Genomic DNA, 16,674 nt, shown 5'->3' on the forward strand with positions numbered 1-16,674 from the left:
GACGACGAGGGCGAACTCCAGGGTGTGGTGCCGCGCGAGCGGCTGCTCGCCGTGCTCGGCGAGCCGATGAAGACCGTCGAGAACAGCACGAACGGTGAGGCCGCCGGCCTCACGAAGGACAAGAAGGACGCCGTCCCGTCGCCGCGTGGCGAGGGCGACGAGCCTGCCGAGAAGGTGAATGCCGGTGCCTAGGATTCCCTTCGGTGACTGGGTCAACAGCATCGTCCAGTGGATGCTGACCCACCTCGACTGGCTGTTCGGCTTCTTCGAGGACATCTTCAACGGCGTCTACAACGGCCTGAGCGAGGTTCTCCAGGCGCCCGAGCCGCTGCTGCTGGCGGGCATCTTCGCCGTCATCGCGTTCTGGCTGCGCGGCACACTCGGCGGCGTACTGACCTTCATCGGGTTCTGGTTCATCCAGAACCTGGAGCTGTGGGACGACGCGATGCTGACGCTGTCGCTCGTCCTCGTGTCGACGGTCATCGCGCTGATCATCGGTGTGCCGCTGGGTATCTGGGCGGCGCGCTCCAACCGGGTCAGCAATCTGTTCCGTCCGGTCCTCGACCTGATGCAGACGCTGCCGGCGATGGTCTACCTGATCCCGGCGATCCTGTTCTTCGGCTCGGGCGCTCCGGCCGGTATCGTCGCGACGCTGATCTTCGCGGTGCCGCCGGGCGTGCGCATGACCGAGCTGGGCATCCGGCAGGTCGACAAGGAGCTGGTGGAGGCCGCCGACGCGTTCGGCACCAAGCCCAGCAACACCCTGTGGCGCGTGCAGCTGCCGCTGGCGCTGCCGACGATCATGGCGGGTGTCAACCAGGTCATCATGCTGGGCCTGTCGATGGCCGCGATCGCGGGCATGGTCGGCACCGGCGGCCTGGGTGGCGCGGTCAACGAGGCCATCGGCCAGCTCAACGTCGGTCTGGGTGCCGAGGCCGGCATCTCGATCGTGATCCTGGCGGTCTACCTGGACCGCATGACCAGCTCGCTCGGGCAGCAGGTCTCCCCGCTGGGCCGCCGCGCGCTGAACAAGCTGCGGGCCGCGCACGGCCTGAAGATCTGGTCGTACCGTCCCCGCCCGGCGGTCGCCGTGGTCGGTGTCGTCGTTCTCGCGCTGGTCGCGGGCGGCATGGGCATGTTCGGCCAGAACAACGCGTCGACGTCGCCCACCGCCACGTCCACGAACGTGGGCCAGGGCAAGAAGATCTCCATCGGCTACATCCCGTGGGACGAGGGCGTCGCGTCCACGTTCCTGTGGAAGGAGATCCTCGAGCAGCGCGGTTACCAGGTGGAGACCAAGCAGTTCGACGCCGGTCCGCTCTACACCTCGCTGGCCGACGGCAGTGTCGACTTCCAGACCGACTCCTGGCTGCCGACGACGCACGAGCAGTACTGGAAGAAGTACGGCGACAAGCTCGAGGACCTGGGTTCCTGGTACGGGCCCACCTCCCTCGAACTGGCGGTGCCTTCGTACATGAAGGACATCAAGTCCATGGAGGACTTGAAGGGCCAGGCGGACAAGTTCGACGGCAAGATCACCGGCATCGAGGCCAGCGCCGGTGAGATGCAGCTGCTGAAGAGCAAGGTCCTCAAGGCCTACGGCCTCGACAAGGAGTACAAGGTCGTCGACAGCTCCACGCCGGCGATGCTGGCGCAGCTGAAGCGCGCGTACGCCGCGAAGAAGCCGATCGCCACGACGCTGTGGTCGCCGCACTGGGCGTACAACGACTACAAGCTCACCAAGCTCAAGGACCCGAAGGGTGCCTGGGGCAAGGGCGACGGGGTGCACTCGCTGGCTCGCAAGGGCTTCGGCAAGGAGTTCCCCGAGGTCAACAAGTGGATCAAGAACTTCAAGATGAGCGAGAAGCAGCTCACCAGTCTTGAGGCCGAGATCAACAAGGTCGGCAAGGGCAAGCAGCCGGACGCCGTCAAGGCGTGGCTGAAGAAGAACCCCGGCTTCGTCAACAAGGTGGCCCCGGTCAAGCAGGGGACGCCGGCCGAGGCCAAGCGCCCCGTGAACGTCGCCTGGTTCCCCTGGGACGAGGACGTCGCGGTCACGCACCTCTGGAAGAACGTTCTGGAGAAGAAGGGCTACAAGCTCAACCTCAAGCAGATGGACGTCGGCCCGGTCTACACCGGCCTCGCCAGCGGTGACCTGGACGTCAACTTCGACGCCTGGCTCCCGCACGCGCAGTCCAACTACTGGGACAAGAACAAGAAGAACCTCAAGGACCTGGGCAGCTGGTACAGCCCGACCTCCCTTGAGGTCTCCGTTCCGTCCTACGTGAAGGGCGTCAAGTCCTACGAGGACCTGAAGGGCAAGTCGAAGCTCTTCGACGGCAAGATCATCGGTATCGAGGCCGGTACCGGCGAGATGAGCCTTCTTAAGAAGGACGTGCTTCCGGCCTACGGCCTCGACAAGGAGTACAAGGTCGTCGACGGCTCCACGCCGGCGATGCTGGCGCAGCTGAAGCGCGCGTACGCCAAGAAGGAGCCGATCGCGGTCGTGCTCTGGTCTCCGCACTGGGCGTACAACGACTACAAGCTGACGAAGCTCAAGGACTCGAAGAAGGCGTGGGGCCCGGGCGACAAGATCCGGACCATCGCCAACAAGGGGTTCCCCAGCAAGTACCCGCAGCTCACGAAGTGGTTCAAGAACTTCAAGCTGAGCGAGGACGAGCTGGCGAGCCTGGAGTCCGAGATCACGAAGCAGGGTCAGGGGCACGAGGAGGCGGCCGTCTCCAAGTGGCTCGAGACGCACCAGGACGTCGAGAAGCGGATGACCGCTTCCTGACCGTCTGACGCTTGACCGACCGTGAGGGGCGGGTTCCCATGAGGGAGCCCGCCCCTCACGGCGTTTCCCGCGCTCACATGAAACCGCGGGGTGAACATGCGTAGGGTGCATTTAAACGAATCGGGCACATGAAGAGGGCGACCGGCGGGAGGGAGCGGAAGTCATGGACGAACACAAGGAATCACTTCGCGTGGGCGCGGCCGTCCGTCGTCGTCGCCGCTCCCTCGAACTGACCCTGTCGGCCGTCGCCGAGCGCAGCGGCCTGTCGGTGCCGTTCCTCAGCCAGGTCGAGAACGAGCGGGCGCGGCCCAGCCGCCGCTCCCTGGAGAAGGTCGCCGACGCGCTCGGCACCACGGCCGTCGAGCTCCTCGCCGCCGCCGACCCGGCCCGCACCGTGGACCTGGTGCGCGCGGACGACACCTCCGTGGAGAGCGGTTCCGCGCAGGACGCGGAGGGGTTCGTCGTACGGTCCCTGGTCCGCGGCCACCACCAGATGCACGCCCAGGAATTCGTCGGCGACCACGATCCGGGCCGCGAGTTCCAGCTCCGCAACGACGTGCTGATGTATGTGACACAGGGCGCCGTCGAGGTCGAGGCGGAGGGGCGCGCGTACCGGCTCGTCCGCGGTGACACCCTGTATCTGACCGGTGGCGTGCGGCACCGGTGGCGGGCGACGGTGTCGGACGCGCGCGTGGTCGTCGTGGCCGTCGCCGAGCACATCGACGCGGTCGACGAGCCGGGCCCGAAGTAGGCCATCGTGCGTGTCGTCTCGCTCGTGCCGTCCCTGACGGAGGCGGTCGCCGTGACGCTGCCCGGGGTGCTCGTCGGCGCGACCGACTGGTGCACACATCCGGCGGGTCTCGACGTGGCCCGGATCGGCGGCACCAAGAACCCCGACGTGCGAGCGGTCGTCGCGCTGCGTCCGGATCTGGTCGTCGCCAACGAGGAGGAGAACCGGCCGGGCGACATCGCCGACCTGCGTGCGGCGGGCGTCGAGGTGCTGGTCACCGAAATTCGTGAACTGCCGCAGGCCGTACGGGAGTTGGACCGGGTGCTGCGGGCGTGCGGGGCGGTGGCGCGGCCGCGGTGGCTGGACGCCGCGGAGGCCGCCTGGGATCGACCGCGCGTGCCCGGGCGCCGGCTGACGGCCGTCGTGCCGATCTGGCGGCGGCCGTGGATGGTGCTCGGCCGGGACACCTTCGCGGGCGACCTCCTCGCCCGGCTCGGCGTCGACAACGTGTACGCGGGGCACGCCGAGCGCTATCCGCGCATCGCCCTCGACGAACTCCGCGCCCGCAGGCCGGACGTGGTGATCCTCCCGGACGAGCCGTACCGCTTCACGGCGGACGACGGCCCGGAGTGCTTCGACGGGGCGACCGCGCTGGTCGGCGGGCGCCATCTCACCTGGTACGGGCCGTCGTTGGCGGAAGCGGCGGGAGAGCTCGGCGCGGCGCTGCGAGCAGCCGTCCGCTGAGCAGGCCGCGCGCCGTGTGGACCGCGGCGACGGCCCAGACCGCCACCAACCCCACGTAGAGGACGACCGCGAGGCCGTCGAACACGGCGAGGCCCGTGTGCTTGCCCAGGCCCTCCGTGCCGGTCACACACGTGCCGACGGGGAAGGTGAACGCCCACCACGTCATCGCGAAGCCCATGCCCCGGCGGCGCGCCCGCAGCACCATCGCGAGGGCGAGCGCCAGCCACATCAGGGCGAAGCCCATCACTGGAACCCCGTAGAGGACGGCGAACGCGGTGAAGCCGTGGGCGTACGGGGCGGGGAGCACGCCGCCCGCGACGTCGGCGAACTTGTTGGCGGCGGTCGTCGACTGGCCCAGCGGTCCGAGCACGAGGAACAACGTCGGGGTCAGCGGCAGCGGCAGCGGGCCCGCCGTGACGAGCCGCGCGAAGATCACCGGCAGCATGACCAGGGTCGCGAGCAGGCTCACGCCGAACATGGCGTAGCAGGCGAACAGCAGGGTCTGCTGCGCCTGCCCGGACGGTAGGTGCGGCAGCAGGAGCGGACCCACGGCCGCGGACACCATCGGCGCGACGACCGGCAGCAGCCACACCGGCGAGGCCTCGTCGGCGGCGATGCGGTGCCGGACCACCATCAGATACGGGATGGCGACCGCGGCGACGAGCCCGATGACGGTGCCCGCCGTGAACAGCACGGTGTCCACGGCGACGGCCGCTTCGAGGCCGAGCCAGTCCTGTCCTACGAGTACGGTCCCCGCGCCCACCGCGAGGAGCGCCATCGAGAGACAGCCGTAGAACGGCGCGGCCGTCGGGTCGAGCAGCTGCTCCCTGGCCCGGTCGCGGTGGTGCGCCCAGTGCAGGGCGCGGGCGCCGAGGAGGACGAGGAGCAGCACGAACGACAGGGCCCACACCACCGTGAGGGCGGTGCGCAGGCCAGTGAACCGCACGGGCAGCGTGGTGCCCGCGTTGGCGATGATCGCGGTGCCCATGACGGAGGCGTACCAGTTCGGGCCGAGCTGCCGGACGGCGGCGCGGACGCCGGTCAGGGGGAGGACGAGGGGACGGGGCGCGGGGTGGGCGGCAGTGACCATGGTTCTACGGTCCCGCCGTCCATCGGCCCCCACCAGGGACGATCTCGCTATGAGGGCATAACCTGGCCTTATGAGCCAGGAGTACACAGGGATCACGGAGCAGGCGCCGGACGCGGGGCTCGCGCACCGCGTGCCCGAACTCGGCGCGCTGCAACTGCTCCTCGCGGTGGCCCGCCTCGGCAGCCTCGGCGCGGCCGCCCGTTCCCTCGGCATCACACAGCCCGCCGCGAGCAGCCGGATCCGGTCGATGGAGCGGCAGCTCGGGCTCGCCCTCGTCGACCGTTCGCCGCGCGGCTCCCGGCTCACCGACAGCGGGGCGCTCGTCACGGACTGGGCCCGGCCCATCGTGGAGGCGGCCGAGCAGTTCGACGCGGGGGCCTCGGCGCTGCGGGACCGGCGCGACTCGCGGCTGCGGGTGGCGGCGAGCATGACGATCGCCGAGTATCTGCTGCCGCGCTGGCTGATCGCGCTGCGCGCCGAGCGGCCCGACACGGCGGTGTCGCTGCTCGCGGGGAACTCGACGGTGGTCGCGGAGCGGCTGCTCGGCGGCGAGGCGGATCTCGGGTTCGTGGAGGGGCGCACGGTCCCCGCGGGGCTCGACTCGGCGGTCATCGCGCACGACCGGCTGATCGTGGTGACCGCGCCGGGGCACCCCTGGGCGCGTCGCCGCAAGCCGCTGGCCGCGGGGGAGCTGGCCGTCACCCCGCTCATTCTGCGGGAGGAGGGGTCGGGGACGCGGCAGGTTCTGGACGCCGCCCTCGGGGGGCTTGCCCGGCCGCTGATCGAGCTGTCCTCCACGACCGCGGTGAAGTCGGCGGCGGTGGGTGGGGCGGGGCCCTCCGTGCTGAGTGAATTGGCGGTGGGGGAGGAGCTGGCAGCTCGGCGGCTCGTGGAGATTCCGTTGGAGGGGGCGGAGTTGGCGCGGGAGTTGCGGGCGGTGTGGCCGACCGGGCACCGGCCGGTGGGGCCTGCGAGGGACCTGCTGTCGCTGACCCGTTCTGGCTGAGGCTGCGGCGGGGTTGCGGTCGCGGGGCGCTGCCCCGGACCCCGCTGGCTCTCGTCCCAGAGCGGGGCTTGAAATGTGGTCACTCGCCGCCGAGAGCGGCGCGTGAAATCGAGTGGCGGGCCAATGTGCGGCGGCGGCACCATCGCTTCATGACGTCTGCGCCTTCCGCCGCCGGTGTGCGTACCCCCTGGAGTGCGCTGCCTGCCCCTGTCCGTGACGGGGTCGAGGAGGTGCTCGGGGCTGCCGTCGTGGGTGCTGTGACGCAGGTCGGGGGGTTCTCGCCCGGTGTTGCCGCGCGGGTCGTGCTCGCCGATGGGCGGAGGGCGTTCGTCAAGGCGGTCAGTGCCGAGGTGAACCCGGTCAGTCCGGCCTTCCACCGGCGGGAGGCGCGCAATGCCGCGGAGCTGCCGGCCGGGGCGCCCGCTCCGCGGCTGCTCGGTGCGTACGACGACGGGACCTGGGTCGCCCTCGCCTTCGAGGACGTGGCGGGGCGGCAGCCCCATGTGCCGTGGCGGGAGCGGGAGTTGGCGCGGGTGCTGGACGGTGTGGGCGAGCTCGCCCGGGTCCTCACGCCCGCCCCGTTCCCCGCGCGCGCCGTCGGTGAGGAGCTGGGCGAGCGCTTCAACGGGTGGCGGGTGCTGCTCGACGAGGGGCGGGAGGCGGACGCGGGGCTTGAACCGTGGGCCGTCCGCAACGTCGAGTGGCTCTCCGAACTCGCCGCTCCCTGGGGCGGGTTCGCCTCCGGTGACACGCTCGCGCACGCTGATCTGCGCGCCGACAACATCCTGCTCACCGAGCGCGGCGTCGTCTTCGTGGACTGGCCGCACGCCGTGTGCGCCGCCCCATGGTTCGATCTGCTGCTCATGCTGCCGTGCGTGCGGGCGCAGGGCGGGCCCGACCCCGAAGAGGTGTTCGCGGGGCACCCGTTGGGGCGCGCGGCCGATCCGGAGGGTGTCACGCGGACGCTCGCCGTGCTCGCCGGGTTCTTCCTGGAGCACGCGGCCCGGCCCGCGCCACCCGGCCTGCCCACCCTCAGACCCTTCCAGCGCGCGCAGGGCGCCGCCGCCCTGGCCTGGCTGAAGGTCCGGCTCAGAAACCGTGCGGCGTACTCGCGGCCCGTACCAGACCTTCCGTGACCCGGGCGTCCTCGCCCATCTCGGGGTGCCACTGCACGCCCATCACCCAGGACATGCCGGGGAGTTCGACCGCTTCCACGGTGCCGTCGTCCGCGTGGGCCGACGCGACCAGGCCCCTGCCGAGACGGTCGACCGCCTGGTGGTGGTAGGTCGGGACCTCGGTGGGCTCCGGGACGAGGTCGCCGTAGCGCGTGCCCGGCAACGGAGTGACGGTGTGGGTGCCGAAGGTGCCCGTCTCCTTCACGTGGCCCTCGATGTGCTGCGTGAGCGTGCCGCCGAGGGCGACGTTGAGCAGCTGCATGCCGCGGCAGATGCCGAGCAGCGGCGTTCCGGACGTCAACGCCGCCCGGATCAGGGCCAGTTCCCACGTGTCCCGCTTGCCGGCGGCCGGACCTGTGCGCGGGTCGCGCTCCGCGCCGTACCGGCCCGGGTCCACGTCGGGGCCGCCCGCCACGATCACCCCGTCGAGCCGGGCCACCACCGACGGCGCGTGCTTCGGGTCGTCCGGGGGTGTCATCGCGGCGAGCCCGCCCGACTCCTGGACGAGCCGCGGGTAGCCGACGGGCAGCAGCGCCGCGGGCATCTCCCAGATACCCCAACTGGCCTTGTTCTCCAGGTAGGTGCTGATGCCGATCAGCGGCCTGCTCACCATGGTGTCGCGCTCCCCGATGCCGTTCCCCGATGCCGTACGTCCCGAGCAACCGAGCGTACGAGATCGCGGCGCACGCCACCGGGGCGTTCAGCATGCGGGCAGCGGCACCGGGGCAGTGTCCACTCGGCGTGCCCCGTGGCTGCTTCCCAGGTGGCGGCCCGGCGATTACGTTGTGGTTCCGGTTCACCTGAGGAGGATCTTCCCGTGGCAGACCGCACATCCCCGCTGACCGTGGAGGAGCTGCACGCTCTCGTCAGAGGCGGAGAGATCGACACCGTGGTCCTGGCGTTCCCCGACATGCAGGGCCGGCTCCAGGGCAAGCGCTTCGCCGCCCGCTTCTTTCTCGACGAGGTCCTCGAGCACGGCACGGAGGGCTGCAACTATCTGCTCGCCGTCGACACCGACATGAACACCGTCGACGGCTTCGCGATGTCCTCCTGGGACCGCGGCTACGGCGACTTCGCCATGCACCCCGACCTGTCCACCCTGCGCCGCCTCCCGTGGAACGCGGGCACGGCCATGCTCACCGCCGACCTCGCCTGGGACGACGGCTCCCCGGTCGTCGCCGCGCCCCGGCAGATCCTGCGCCGCCAGCTGGAGCGCCTCGCCGAGCTGGGGCTCACCGCCCAGGTCGGCACCGAACTCGAGTTCATCGTCTTCAAGGACACGTACGAGCACGCCTGGGACGCGAACTATCGCGGGCTCACACCCGCGAATCAGTACAACATCGACTACTCCGTCCTCGGCACCGGGCGCATCGAGCCGCTGCTGCGCCGCATCCGCAACGAGATGGCGGGCGCGGGCCTCACCGTCGAGTCCGCCAAGGGGGAGTGCAACCCCGGGCAGCACGAGATCGCCTTCCGGTACGACGAGGCCCTCGCCACCTGCGACCAGCACGCGATCTACAAGACCGGCGCCAAGGAGATCGCCGCGCAGGAGGGCTGCTCGCTCACCTTCATGGCGAAGTACAACGAGCGGGAGGGGAACTCCTGCCATATCCATCTGTCCCTCGCCGACGCCGACGGCACGAACGTCATGGCGGGTCCCGGCGGGCACGGCATGTCGGAGGTCATGCGGCACTTCCTCGCCGGGCAGCTCGCCGCGCTGCGCGACTTCTCCCTGCTCTACGCGCCGAACATCAACTCGTACAAGCGGTTCCAGCCCGGCTCCTTCGCGCCGACCGCCGTCGCCTGGGGACACGACAACCGCACCTGCTCGCTGCGCGTCGTCGGGCACGGCCGCTCGACCCGCTTCGAGAACCGGCTCCCCGGCGGTGACGTCAACCCGTATCTCGCGGTGGCCGGGCTCGTGGCCGCGGGCCTGTACGGGGTCGAGAACAAGCTTCAGCTTCCCGAGGCCTGTGCGGGCAACGCCTACACCGCCGACTACGCGCACGTCCCCTCCACCCTGCGAGAGGCCGCCGAGCTCTGGGAGAACAGCGCCCTCGCCAAGGCCGCCTTCGGGGACGAGGTCGTCGCCCACTACCGCAACATGGCGCGCGTCGAGCTCGACGCGTACGACGCCGCCGTGACCGACTGGGAACTCCGCCGGGGATTCGAGAGGCTGTGACGCTGTGAAAGGGAGCGCCTTGCTGCACGTACTGAACCCGGCCACGGAAGAGCTCGTGGCCACCGTCCCGCCCGCCACCCGCGAGGACGTCGACGCCGCCGTTGCCCGCGCCACCGGCGCGCAGCGCGCCTGGGCGGCCGCCGCCCCCGCCGACCGGGCCCGGCTGCTGCGCCGCTTCGCCGCCACCGTCGACCAACACCTCGAAGAACTCGCCCAGTTGGAGGTCACCGAGGCCGGTCACCTCATCGGCAACGCCCGCTGGGAGGCCGGCAACGTACGCGATCTCCTGGAGTACGCGGCCGGCGGTGTCGAGCGGCTCACCGGGCGCCAGATCCCGGTGGCCGGCGGCCTCGACGTCACGCTCCTCGAACCGCTCGGCGTCGTCGGCGTCATCGCGCCGTGGAACTTCCCGATGCCGATCGCCGCCTGGGGCACGGCCCCGGCCCTCGCGGCGGGCAACGCGGTGCTCCTCAAGCCCGCCGAGACGACCCCGCTGACCGCCCTGCGCCTCGCCGAACTCGCCCTGGAGGCCGGGCTTCCCGAGGGCCTCTTCCAGGTGCTCCCGGGGGAGGGCCCTGTCGCCGGGGACGCCCTCGTCGAGCATCCGGGCGTGGCCAAGATCGTGTTCACCGGCTCCGCACGCGTCGGCAAGCAGGTCATGGCCAAGTGCGCGGACCGCGTGAAGCGCGTGACCCTCGAACTCGGCGGCAAGAGCCCGAACATCGTGTTCGCCGACGCGGACGTCGAGGCCGCGGCCCTCGCCACCCCCATGTCGTTCCTCGACAACTCAGGCCAGGACTGCTGCGCCCGCACCCGCATCCTCGTACAGCGGTCCGTGTACGAGAGGTATCTGGAGCTGCTCGCCCCGGCCGTGGAGTCGGTCATCGTCGGTGACCCGTCCGACGAGAAGACGCAGATGGGGCCGCTCATCTCCAAGGCGCAGCTGGAGCGGGTGCGGTCCTACGTCCCGCTGTGCGAGCCCGCGATCAGGGGCGCGGCCCCGCAGGGACCCGGCTTCTGGTTCCCGCCCACCGTCCTCACCGCCGCTGCCCCCGACGCGCCCGCCGCCGTCGAGGAGGTCTTCGGCCCGGTCGCCGTTGTCCTCCCCTTCGACGACGAGGCGGACGCCGTGCGCCTCGCCAACGCCACCGACTACGGCCTCTCCGGTTCGATCTGGACCCGCGACGTGGGCCGCGCCCTGCGCGTCTCCCAGGCCGTCCGCGCCGGGAACCTGTCCGTCAACTCGCATTCGGCCGTGCGCTATTGGACCCCGTTCGGCGGCTACCAGCAGTCGGGCCTCGGCCGCGAACTCGGCCCCGACGCGCTCGCCGCGTTCACCGAGACCAAGAACGTCTTCATCAGCACGGACAGCACGGAGGCCTGAGTACCTTATGACTGAAGAGATCATCTGCCGCCGCCTCGTCGGCCGCACCGCCGTCATCACCGGAGCGGGCAGCGGCATCGGCCTCGCCACCGCGCGCCGGCTCGCCTCCGAGGGCGCGCACGTCGTCCTCGGCGACATCGACGAGAGCGCGGGCAAGAAGGCGGCCGAGGACGTCGGCGGGACCTTCGTCCAGGTCGACGTCACCGACGCCGAGCAGGTCGAGGCGCTGTTCAAGACCGCGTACGACACCTACGGCAGCGTCGACATCGCCTTCAACAACGCGGGCATCTCGCCGCCGGACGACGACTCGATCCTCGACACGGGTCTTGAGGCCTGGAAGCGGGTCCAGGAGGTCAACCTGACCTCCGTCTACCTGTGCTGCAAGGCGGCCATTCCGTACATGCGGCGCCAGGGCAGGGGCTCCATCATCAACACGGCGTCGTTCGTGGCCCGGATGGGCGCCGCCACCTCGCAGATCTCGTACACCGCGTCCAAGGGCGGCGTCCTCGCCATGTCGCGTGAGCTGGGCGTGCAGTTCGCGCGTGAGGGCATCCGGGTCAACGCCCTGTGCCCCGGCCCCGTCAACACCCCGCTGTTGCAGGAGCTGTTCGCCAAGGATCCGGAGCGGGCGGCGCGCCGGCTCGTGCACATTCCGGTCGGCCGGTTCGCCGAGGCGACGGAGATCGCGGCGGCCGTCGCCTTCCTCGCCAGCGACGACGCGGCGTTCGTGAACGCCACCGACTTCCTGGTCGATGGCGGGATCTCGGGCGCGTACGTGACACCGGTGTGAGAACCGTTGCTTTGACCATCAGGAGGTCTCTGCAATCCCGGTGTTTCTGCCGGGATGGTCCGTAACGGTCTCGCCGGGGTGCGGTGTGCGCTCCGGTGTCCTGTTGACGGTCTCCCGTTTCCTTCCCGCCCGGGGGCCGGGGATCGCGCCGCCTGCCCGCCCCGTCCCGGCCTGACGGCGCGGGCGGGTGGTGCGGGTCTTGTGGTCGGCTCCACGGGGTTTTGATCCCACCACGGTGGGATCCAGGTCTCCGGCCACTCCGGTACCTGTCCTGCTGGTGGTGCGGGCCGCGAGGGCGGCCAGGTTGCGTGCGGCGTTGTCGTCCCGGTCCAGGACGAGACCGCAGGCATCGCACGCGAAGACCCGCACGCTGAGGGGCAGTTTGGCTTTCACCGCACCGCAGCGGGAGCAGGTCTTCGAGGAGGGATACCACCGGTCGGCGACGACCAGCCGGGTGCCGCGTCGGCGGGTCTTGTAGGTGAGCTGGCGGCGGATCTCGCCGAAGGCGGCGTCGGCGATCCGGCGGGACAGGCGCCGGTTGCGGCCCATCCCGGCCACGTTCAGGTCCTCGACGACGATCGTGCCGTACTGGTCCGACAGGCGGGTGGTGAGCTGGTGCAGGGTGTCCTCGCGCAGGTTCGCCACCCGGTGATGGATCGTGTTGCGTGCCCGGTTGGCCTTCTCCCAACGCTTGGAGGGCTGCTGCCCGGTGCGCCGGTCGGGCCCCTGGCGGCGCGAGGCGACCCGGTTGGCGCGGCGCAGCTGTTTCTGAGCACGGTCGAGGTGGCGGGGGTTGGGTTCCTGTCCGCGGTTCCCGTCGCTGTCCGCGAGGACGGCGAGCGTTTTGATCCCGAGGTCGATGCCGACCGCCGCGTCCGGACGGGCGACCTTGAGCAGCTCGTGGCGCTGTTCGACCTGGAGGGCCACGAACCAGCGCCCCCGTTCCAGGCGGATGGTCGCGGACAGGAACCGCAGGTGCCCGGCATCGGCAAGATCGCGCAGGCGGGAGGCGTCCTCGTAGAGGCGGACCGTGCCGATCCTCGGCAGCGTGACATGGCGTCCGCTCGGCTCGATGCGGATGGCGCCGGTGGTGAAGCGACAGGACAGGCGCGCCGTGCGCTTCACTTTGAACCGCGGCACGCCCATCCTGGGCCCCTTACGCTTGCCGCTCTTGGACTTCGCGTAGTTGTCGAACGCGGCCGAGGCATGGGCCAGGCCGGTGTTGTAGGCCTCCTTGGAGTTCTCCTGCCACCAGCCGGCGAACCGCGCATCGGTGTGCTTGGCCGCGTTGAACGCTTTGCGCAGCGCGGGAAGCGACCACGACCGCCACGGCGTGAGCTGGTCTTCGTCGATGCCGTAGGTCTGCTCGGCCCTGCGCTGCCACCACACGGATGTGACGTACCCGACCGCCCAGTTGTAGGCGGCCCGAGCCGCGCCCGCGTGCGAGTGCAGCCGGCCCATGGCCGTGGCGTTCGGATCCAGGGCGAGCTGGTGCGCCAGGACCGTGAACCCCGGCCGCGCCGTGAACTTCCGCATCCCCATCCCGTACCCCCTGACCCGTCTTGCTGCTTGCCCCGGCCCCACGAGCGCGGTCATATCGTCCAACGAGATAACCGTCATCCGGACACGCAATCGAGGACAGAAAGTTTCTTCTGTCCTCCGGAGCGCAACGGCCCCAGCCGGCCCTCGACCGGTATCCCGCCAGAGCGTTCATTGAGACGACCAGATACTTACTGAACACAACCGGAGCTGTCGCCAACCCTGTGAGCAACGGGCTCACGCGTGTACGGTCCACTCACATGCGTAACAGACATGTTGCCGCGTGGACCTCGGTCGCGGCCGCCGCCCTCATGGCGGCCGCGAGCCTCACCACACCCGCGGCCGCCGCCACGTCCGCACGGCCCACCGCCGCGAAGTGCCCCCAGCTGTCGACGAAGCTGCCCTGGTACGGCCAGAACCGGGCCAAGCTCCAGCGCATGATCGACGAACGGGGAATCTGCGGGGGACACAAGGGCCCGCGTCCCGTCGCCGCGTTCGACTGGGACAACACCGTCGCCAAGAACGACGTCACCGACGCGACCATCGCCTGGTCGCTCAAGCACGACAAGATCCTGCGGCCCGCGAGCTGGAAGAAGACCAGCAAGTGGATGACCGACGACGCCGACAAGGCGCTCACCGCCGCCTGCGGCACGGACGTCCCGGTGGGCGCCCCGCTGCCCACCTCCACCGACACCGACTGCACGGACGAGATCTTCAACATCCGTGAGTCCGGCAAGACGATGAGCGACGCCGCAGCCTTCGCGGGCGAGTGGAACCACCGCCGCACCGTGCCCCAGTACGCCTGGGTGCCGCAGCTGTTCGCGGGCCACACCGTGCCCGAACTGGAGTCGTACGCCGCCGCTGCCCGCGCCGAGGCGCTCGCCGCGCCCGTCGGCTCCACACAGAAGCTGGGCACGCACACCATCCCCGGCTACGTGCGCTATTACGACCAGCAGCGCGACCTGATCCGTACGCTCCAGCGGGCCGGCTTCGACGTCTACATCGTGTCCGCCGGGTCCGAGCCGGTGACCGAGGTGTGGTCGCGGGGCGTCGGCATCGACCGCAAGCACACCATCGCCATCCGCTCGATCCTCGACCGCGAGGGCCGCATCACCACGTACAACGAGGGCTGCGGCGGCGTCGGCGTGAACCAGGGCGAGGCCATCCCGTACATCGACGGCAAGCGGTGCTGGATCAACCAGGACATCTTCCACATCAAGGGGAAGTCGGCCTGGGAGAAGCAGCGTTGGGACAAGCGCATCGCGCTCGGCGGCGGTGACGCCGACACCGACGTCACCTTCGTCGGCGACGCGACCGGCGCGCACCTCGTCCTCAACCGCAACAAGCCCGAGATCATGTGCCGGGCCTACGACAACGCCGACGGACGCTGGGTCGCCAACCCGATGTTCATCGAGCCGATGCCGCGGAAGACGGGCACGTACCCGTGCTCCACGGCCGGCTACAACAAGCCGGAGGGCGGCTTCGGGCCGCTGCTCAGGGACGACGGTTCGGTCGTCCCCGACCAGGTCGACTCGATCTTCTGAGCCCTGCGTCGGTGGGTGAGGGCTACAGGAAGGTGTAGCCCTCGCCCCGGTACGTCGGCACCGTCTCCTCGACCCGGTCGCCCGACACCAGGTGCAGCGTCTCGAACCGCTCGCACAGCTCCCCGGCCTTCGCGTGCCGGAACCACACCTTGTCCCCGATGAGCAGATCGTCGGCGGCGGAGCCGAGCAGCGGCGTCTGCACCTCGCCGGGGCCCTCCTGCGCGTCGTAGCGCAGCCCCTCCGGCAGATACGGCACCGGCAACCGGTCGCTGCCCGCCGCTCCCGAGGCCGGATAGCCGCCGCCGAGCACGGTGACGACACCGACGCCCGGCCTGCGCACCACGGGCTGCGCGAACAGCGCGGCCGGACGCCCCGTGAACGACGTGTAGTTGTCGAACAGGCGCGGGACGTAGAGCCCCGAGCCCGCGGCGATCTCGGTCACGGCCGCCTCCGCCGCCGTGTGCTGCACGCTCCCCGTGCCGCCCCCGTTCACGAACTCCAGGTCCGGCGCCACGGACCGCACCGCGCGCACCACTTCCGCCCGCCGCACCGCCAACTCCTTGCGCGCCGCGGCCTGCATCAGGCGGATCGCCCGCGAGCGCACCGGCCGCCCGGCGAGCGAGTCCCCGACGCCCGCGACATGACCCTCGTACGCCATGATCCCCGCGAGCCGGAAGCCGGGGCGGCGGGTCACGACGCGGGCCAGGTCGGCGAGTTGGGAGGGCGTACGCAGCGGTGACCTGAGCGCGCCGACCCGGACCCGGCCGCCGAGCGTCCGCCACGAGGTGTCCAGCTCCACGCAGACCCGGATCTCCTCGCGGCCGCCGTCCCGCGCGCCGTCGATCAGCCGCAACTGGGCCGGATCGTCGACCATCACGGTCACGGCCGCCGCCAGCTTCGGGTCGTGCGCGAGCTCCGCGAAGCCGGAGCGGTCGGCCGAGGGATAGGCGAGGAGCACGTCGTCGAACCCGGAGCGCGCGAGCCACAGCGACTCGGCGAGGGTGAACGACATGATCCCGGCGAACCCGTCCCGGGCGAGGACCCGTTCCAACAGGGCGCGGGAGCGCACGGACTTGCTGGCGACGCGGATCGGCTTTCCGGCGGCCCGGCGCACCAGGTCATCGGCGTTGGCGTCGAACGCGTCCAGGTCCACGATCGCCAGTGGGGCGTCGAGATGAGCGGTGGCCCGGTCGTACCGGGCCCGATCGGCGGCGCGCGGTGTCATGGCCGAAGCCTGCCAGACAGGATTACCGCAGGGTAGGGGGACGGATGGTGATGGATCGGTCGATCCCGTGTGCGGAGTACGCGTTGACCTGGTCGGGCCCGTTAGAGTGACGCGCACGTTGGCTTGAGGAGACGGGGGAGGCATGAGCACGGAAGCCAGACGCGTTCCGCCGCGACCTGTCGGCCCGCCCCAGCCCACCGAACTTCCCCCCACGGCCTCACCGTTGCCCTCTACATCATCCCCGTCGCCCTCCGCGCCTCCGCCGCCCTCCGCGTCCTCCCGGCTGCCCGACGGGCCGCCGTCGGGCGACAACGGGAAGGTGCCGACGGCTGCGTCCGGGACCCCGGACGACGGTCGCTCCCGGCCCGCATCGCCGATGAGCTCCGGCGTGCCCCTGCCCCCGGAGACCCCGCCCGCGCAGCGCCCCGCGCCCCCGCAGGCCCCTGTTTCGCAGCCTGCGCCTGCGCCCGC

At 70.8% G+C, this 16,674-nt stretch carries 13 protein-coding genes and 1 pseudogene; 10 read left to right on the top strand and 4 right to left on the bottom strand.

Features of this window, described 5'->3' with window-relative positions:
• The 4 genes and pseudogenes from OKJ99_RS03245 to OKJ99_RS03260 all read left to right on the top strand — a co-directional run.
• A pseudogene (locus OKJ99_RS03245) lies at positions 1-192 on the top strand (glycine/betaine ABC transporter ATP-binding protein); the annotation flags it as partial.
• A complete protein-coding gene (locus tag OKJ99_RS03250) occupies positions 185-2,794 on the top strand; it encodes an ABC transporter permease/substrate binding protein (protein ID WP_326014178.1) in 2,610 nt (869 codons plus the stop codon). The pseudogene OKJ99_RS03245 and the gene OKJ99_RS03250, both read left to right, overlap by 8 nt.
• Before the next feature lie 163 nt (positions 2,795-2,957).
• A complete protein-coding gene (locus OKJ99_RS03255; RefSeq protein ID WP_326014179.1) occupies positions 2,958-3,545 on the top strand; it encodes a helix-turn-helix domain-containing protein in 588 nt (195 codons plus the stop codon).
• Positions 3,546-3,551: 6 nt separating this feature from the next.
• Positions 3,552-4,268, top strand: a complete 717-nt coding sequence (locus OKJ99_RS03260) for a helical backbone metal receptor (RefSeq protein ID WP_326014180.1) — start codon at positions 3,552-3,554, stop codon at positions 4,266-4,268.
• Here OKJ99_RS03260 and OKJ99_RS03265 read toward each other — a convergent pair.
• The gene (locus OKJ99_RS03265; RefSeq protein WP_326014181.1) at positions 4,195-5,358 is read right to left on the bottom strand and encodes a TDT family transporter; all 1,164 of its coding nucleotides are present in this window, start codon (positions 5,356-5,358) and stop codon (positions 4,195-4,197) included. The genes OKJ99_RS03260 and OKJ99_RS03265 overlap by 74 nt on opposite strands.
• A gap of 70 nt (positions 5,359-5,428) precedes the next feature.
• On the opposite strand from OKJ99_RS03265, the gene OKJ99_RS03270 reads away from it, so the two are divergent.
• Positions 5,429-6,364 (top strand): LysR family transcriptional regulator, encoded by a 936-nt coding sequence (locus OKJ99_RS03270; RefSeq protein ID WP_326014182.1) that lies wholly within the window; start codon positions 5,429-5,431, stop codon positions 6,362-6,364.
• Between the two features lie 149 nt (positions 6,365-6,513).
• A complete protein-coding gene (locus OKJ99_RS03275; protein WP_326014183.1) occupies positions 6,514-7,500 on the top strand; it encodes a phosphotransferase family protein in 987 nt (328 codons plus the stop codon).
• On the opposite strand, the gene OKJ99_RS03280 is transcribed toward OKJ99_RS03275, so the two are convergent.
• Entirely contained in the window at positions 7,454-8,152 is a 699-nt protein-coding gene (locus tag OKJ99_RS03280) for a gamma-glutamyl-gamma-aminobutyrate hydrolase family protein (RefSeq protein WP_326014184.1), read from the bottom strand. The genes OKJ99_RS03275 and OKJ99_RS03280 overlap by 47 nt on opposite strands.
• 204 nt (positions 8,153-8,356) lie before the next feature.
• Between OKJ99_RS03280 and OKJ99_RS03285 the strand changes: the two genes are divergently transcribed.
• The 3 genes from OKJ99_RS03285 to OKJ99_RS03295 are packed head-to-tail and all read left to right on the top strand — an operon-like array spanning position 8,357 to position 11,895.
• A complete protein-coding gene (locus tag OKJ99_RS03285) occupies positions 8,357-9,721 on the top strand; it encodes a glutamine synthetase family protein (protein WP_326014185.1) in 1,365 nt (454 codons plus the stop codon).
• Positions 9,722-9,740: 19 nt separating this feature from the next.
• Positions 9,741-11,105, top strand: a complete 1,365-nt coding sequence (locus OKJ99_RS03290) for an aldehyde dehydrogenase family protein (RefSeq protein WP_326014186.1) — start codon at positions 9,741-9,743, stop codon at positions 11,103-11,105.
• A 7-nt stretch (positions 11,106-11,112) separates the two neighbouring features.
• Entirely contained in the window at positions 11,113-11,895 is a 783-nt protein-coding gene (locus tag OKJ99_RS03295) for a 3-oxoacyl-ACP reductase (protein WP_326014187.1), read from the top strand.
• A gap of 18 nt (positions 11,896-11,913) precedes the next feature.
• Here OKJ99_RS03295 and tnpB read toward each other — a convergent pair whose 3' ends face one another.
• Positions 11,914-13,431 (bottom strand): IS607 family element RNA-guided endonuclease TnpB, encoded by a 1,518-nt coding sequence (tnpB, locus tag OKJ99_RS03300; protein ID WP_326014188.1) that lies wholly within the window; start codon positions 13,429-13,431, stop codon positions 11,914-11,916.
• A gap of 314 nt (positions 13,432-13,745) precedes the next feature.
• Here tnpB and OKJ99_RS03305 point away from each other — a divergent pair, with 314 nt between their 5' ends.
• A complete protein-coding gene (locus OKJ99_RS03305; RefSeq protein WP_407700638.1) occupies positions 13,746-14,978 on the top strand; it encodes an HAD family hydrolase in 1,233 nt (410 codons plus the stop codon).
• Between the two features lie 22 nt (positions 14,979-15,000).
• On the opposite strand, the gene OKJ99_RS03310 is transcribed toward OKJ99_RS03305, so the two are convergent.
• Positions 15,001-16,203: an amino acid deaminase/aldolase gene (locus tag OKJ99_RS03310; RefSeq protein ID WP_326014191.1), complete on the bottom strand. Its 1,203-nt coding sequence runs from the start codon at positions 16,201-16,203 to the stop codon at positions 15,001-15,003.
• Positions 16,204-16,674 lie beyond the last annotated feature (471 nt).

It is taken from the genome of Streptomyces endophyticus (genome assembly GCF_035798155.1).
GTDB classification, from domain to species: Bacteria; Actinomycetota; Actinomycetes; order Streptomycetales; family Streptomycetaceae; genus Streptomyces; species Streptomyces endophyticus.